The sequence below is a fragment of the Xanthomonas sp. SHU 308 genome, from assembly GCF_000364645.1.
In the GTDB taxonomy this organism is placed as follows: domain Bacteria; phylum Pseudomonadota; class Gammaproteobacteria; order Xanthomonadales; family Xanthomonadaceae; genus Xanthomonas_A; species Xanthomonas_A sontii.
This window is the reverse complement of the sequence record NZ_AQOK01000197.1, coordinates 1-4,288: the sequence shown is the minus strand read 5'-3', so window position 1 is coordinate 4,288 and position 4,288 is coordinate 1. Positions and strand designations below refer to the sequence as shown.

Sequence of the window (4,288 nt, the reverse complement as noted above, 5' to 3'; positions counted from 1 at the left end):
TGGAGCAGCGCCCGCCGCGCGAGGCCGGCGCTGCCGGGGATGGCGTCGGTGCCGAGCTGGGCGAGGACGAAGAGCACTACGCGCCGGCCTGGGCCAACCGCTTCGTCAACCGCTGGGCCGAGCGCCGCGGCAGCCTGCAGGCCGGCGAGCGCTACGAGGACCCCGAGGCGCGCCTGCCCGGCGGCAGCCAGGGCGTGTTGCTGGAGGCGTTGCACGAACTGTTGCAGCAGACCCGCAACGCGCGCGAAAGCGCCACCTCCGCGGCGACCGCGGCGGTCGGCCAGCAACGCCCGCTGAGCCAGCGCGAGATGATGTCGGTGCTGTCGCTGCTGCAGGCCACGCCCAGCGCGACGCTGCGCGCGGCGATCGGCGACGACAGCGAATCGCTGGCGCAGCGGCTCAAGAGCGAGGTGCTGTCCAACGCCACCCAGTTCGGCGTGGATCCGGCGCATGCGCGGCTGGATCCGGTCGACGAGGACGCGATCGACCTGGTCGGCATGCTGTTCGACGTGATGCTCGACGAGCGCGACCTGGAGGGCCGCTCGCGCGAACTGATCGGCCGGCTGGTGGTGCCGTTCGTCAAGGTCGCATTGCTGGACCGGCGCATGTTCGTGCAGAAGACCCATCCGGCGCGACGCCTGCTCAATTCGCTGGCCGAGGCCTGCGAGGGCAACACCGGCGAGAGCCAGGCCGAGCGCGTGCTGATGGGCAAGGTCGAGGAGATCATCGACCGGCTGGTGGCCGAGTTCAACGAGAACCTGGCGATCTTCCTGACCCTGGAGGAGGAATTCCGCGATTTCCTGGTGCAGCACCGCCGCCGCATCGAGATCGCCGAGCGCCGCGCCGCCGAGACCCAGCGCGGCCAGGAGAAGCTGGAACTGGCGCGGCAGCGCGCCGAGGCCGAACTGCAGGTGCGCCTGCAGGGCCGGCATTTGCCGCAGGCGTTGCAGGAGTTCCTGCGGCAGCCGTGGCAGCACCACCTGACCATGGCGATGCTGCGCGAAGGCGAGGGCGGCCCCGGCGTGCGCGATGCGCTGGCGCTGGCCGACGGCCTGCTCGAGGAAGCCGCCGAGGCGCAGCGGCACATCGTCGGCAAGCCCTGGCTGCAGGCCTGGCAGGGCGCGCTGCAGCGGGTCTTCGCCAGCGTCGGCCTGCATGCCGAGGCGGCCACGGCCGCGATCGACGCGCTGCACGACACGCTGCAGGCGGTGGCCGAGCTGCGCCCGGAACTGGAGCGGCCGCTGCCGGAACTGCCGCAGGTGGCGCTGCCGCAGCCGCCGGTGCAGGAGGCGCAACCGGTGGACGTGGCGCCGCCGCAGACCATGGACGATTTCGACAACGCCGATGCCGACCGCTTCCGCACGATGCAGATCGGCACCTGGCTGGATTTCGTCGACCGCGACGGCAAGATGCAGGCCGGCAAGCTGTCGTGGGTGAGCCCGATCTCGTCGCGCCTGCTGTTTGTCAACCGGCGCGGCGTGCGCTTCTGCGTGGCCTCGCCGGAAGAACTGGCGGTGATGGTGCGGCTGGGCCGGCTGCGCGCGCACGTCGACGACGGCGCCTTCGACAGCGCCATGCAGGGCGTCATCGACCGCCTCGATCCGCATAGCGCGACCTTGCACTGAGAGCACCGCGGCGGCGCGGGCGATCGCTGCCGTGGCGTTGCACGGGTCGCGTGCTGCTCGGCTGCCCGTATCGGCGGCGTCAGCGCATCGCCAGCGACGCGTTCCGGCGGCCGTTGGTCGCTATGCCATCGCGACCGTAGGGGCGGCTTCAGCCGCGAGGGGCTTTACTCGGAGCCCCATTCGCGGCTGACGCCGTTTCCTGTCCGTCGGCCTTGGCGGGATCAGGACGTCTCCTCCGCCGCGACCCGGTTTCCTCGCGCTGCCGGTCGCGGCTGACGCCGCGCCTGCGCCTGACCCGCGTTGGCGATCGCTTGCCGGCGATGCAGGGGTTCCCCGCACGCCGCGCCCTTCCCGACCTGGCCATGCCCCTGGACGCCCGGCGGAGAACACGCCTTCGCCGACGCGGTGCGCGGCGGGCGCCCTCGGGTCGGGGGCGCCAACGCGCCCGGTCGCCGATGTCCACTTGGCGTGCGCGACGCCTCCACCTGGCGTGCGGACGCTGTAGGATCGGCGCGGACGACAGGCAAGGCACGGGGAATCGCATGGCAGTGCAGGTGCTGGTGGTGAAGGAGTCGGCGCAGGGCGAACGCCGCGTGGCGGCGACGCCGGAGACGGTCAAGAAACTGGTCGCCCTGGGCGCGCAGGTGCGGGTCGAGCCGCAGGCCGGCGTGTCGGCCGGCTTCGTCGATGCGGCCTACCTGGCCGCCGGCGCCAGCCTGGCCGATCCCGACAGCCCGGCGCAGGCGGATCTGGTGCTGTGCGTGCAGCCGCTGCCGGCGGTGGCGCTGCAGCAGCTCAAGGAGGGCGCCGGCGTGGTCGGCATCCTGCAGCCGCAGGCCGATCCGGCGCGCGCGGCGGCGCTGCAGGCGCGGCAACTGGTCGCCTTTCCGCTGGAACGGCTGCCGCGCACCACCCGCGCGCAGGCGATGGACGTGCTCAGCTCGCAGGCCGGCATGGCCGGCTACAAGGCGACCCTGATCGCCGCGCAGCTGGCGCCGCGTTTCTTCCCCATGCTGACCACCGCGGCAGGCACCATCCGCCCCTCCAAGGTGCTGATCGTCGGCGCCGGCGTGGCCGGCCTGCAGGCCATCGCCACCGCCAAGCGCCTGGGTGCGCAGGTGGAGGGCTTCGACGTGCGCCCGGAAACCCGCGAGCAGATCGAATCGCTGGGCGGCAAGTTTCTCGATCTCGGGGTCAGCGCCGCCGGCGAGGGCGGCTACGCGCGGCAACTCACCGACGACGAGCGCGCGGAGCAGCAGCGTCGCCTGGCCGAGCACCTGAAGGGCATCGACGTGGTGGTCTGCACCGCCGCGGTGCCGGGACGACCGGCACCGAAGATCCTCAGCGCGGCGATGGTCGCCGGCATGAAGCCGGGAAGCGTGGTGGTGGATCTGGCCGCCGAGACCGGTGGCAATTGCGAGCTCACCCGACCGGGCGAGACCATCGAACACGCTGGCGTGACCATCGCCGGGCCGTTGGATCTGGCCAGCATGGGCGCGGTGCATGCGAGCGAGATGTACGCACGCAACGTCTACAACTTCGTCGCCCTGTTCCTGAAGGACGGCGCGATCGCCTACGACTGGAACGACGAGCTGCTGGCGAAGACGCGCTGGACGGCGTGAGTGCGGCCGCGATGCTTGGGCGCCGGCTCGGGCGGCGCTGATCTGCGGGCAAGGTGAGCCCGTGCAAGAGCGGCTTCAGCTGCGACGGGCGCTACCGAAAACGCCGCGTCGCGACTGGAGCGCGACTTCGGAAGTGTCCCGTGGGAGCGGCTTCCAGCCGCGACCGGGTTTACCGGGAACGCCGTGGGGGCTGAAGCCGCTCCTGCGGGGCGATTTCTGCGGCGCTGGACTCCATGCGCCGCACACGACGAGGCGAGGGCGCGCGCGCCATGCGCATCGGGCTTGAACCGGCGCCGCGTTTCGCCTACCTGGCAGCATCCGGTGGCGGCAGGTTGTCCGGGCCGGCATTGGCGCGGATCCAGGCGGCGCGTTGCGCCGGCGTCATCGCTTCCCAGCGGTCGCGCAGCGCCTTGCGCTGGTCCGGCGGCAGCGTGCGCATGCGCTCGAACAGCACCCGCGCCTCCTCGCGCTGCTGCGGGGTCATGTCCTCGTAGCGGCGGGCGCCCTTGCGTGCGCGGTCGCGTTGCTCGGGGGTCATCGACTGCCAGCGCTGCGCGTGCTCGAACATGCGTCGGCGTTGCTGCGGGGCATCGTTCCAGCGCTGCCGCAGGGGCGCGATCAGCAGCTCGCGCTGCTGTGGGCTCAGGTGTTCCCAGTCGGGCAGCGGCGGGCCGGAGTCGTCGTCGCGGTCGGCCGCGCTCGGCGGTGGCGGCGGCCCGGGCGGGGGCGGGGCGGCGAAGGCCGCCGGGACGGCAGTGCCGGCCAGCAGCGTCAGCGCCAGGGAGAGACGGATCAGGCGAGTCATCGGGTTCATTCCATTGCCAGCGAGGTGTCGGAGCCCAGCCACAGGTACAGGTCGGGATTTTCGTCGAGCATCGCGGTCGCGGCCTGGTCGCTGTCGGCGGCCGCGCCGGCGCGCACCGAGGCGGTCGCGGCCACGGTCGTCGAGGCAGTGGCGGTGGCGACGCTGGCGGTGGTGGTGGTCGGCATCGACGGTGCGGGGCGCAGCAGCAGATGCACGCCCAGCGCCGCGCCGAGCAG

Annotated in this window: 3 protein-coding genes and 1 pseudogene; 2 read left to right on the top strand and 2 right to left on the bottom strand. The window is 72.6% G+C overall.

Annotated features, from left to right (window positions below; translation table 11 throughout):
• Positions 1 to 1,625: DUF1631 family protein (locus D588_RS0107830; RefSeq protein ID WP_017915576.1), on the top strand; the 1,625-nt coding region annotated here is incomplete at its 5' end.
• 542 nt (positions 1,626 to 2,167) lie between these two features.
• The gene (locus tag D588_RS0107825) at positions 2,168 to 3,247 is read left to right on the top strand and encodes an NAD(P) transhydrogenase subunit alpha (RefSeq protein WP_017908585.1); all 1,080 of its coding nucleotides are present in this window, start codon (positions 2,168 to 2,170) and stop codon (positions 3,245 to 3,247) included.
• Positions 3,248 to 3,551: 304 nt separating this feature from the next.
• On the opposite strand, the gene D588_RS0107820 is transcribed toward D588_RS0107825, so the two are convergent.
• Both D588_RS0107820 and D588_RS0107815 read right to left on the bottom strand, forming a co-directional pair.
• On the bottom strand, positions 3,552 to 4,052 hold the full coding sequence (locus tag D588_RS0107820) for a DUF3106 domain-containing protein (protein WP_026143493.1): 501 nt from the start codon (positions 4,050 to 4,052) through the stop codon (positions 3,552 to 3,554).
• 5 nt (positions 4,053 to 4,057) lie between these two features.
• Positions 4,058 to 4,288: pseudogene (locus tag D588_RS0107815) on the bottom strand (hypothetical protein); the annotation flags it as partial.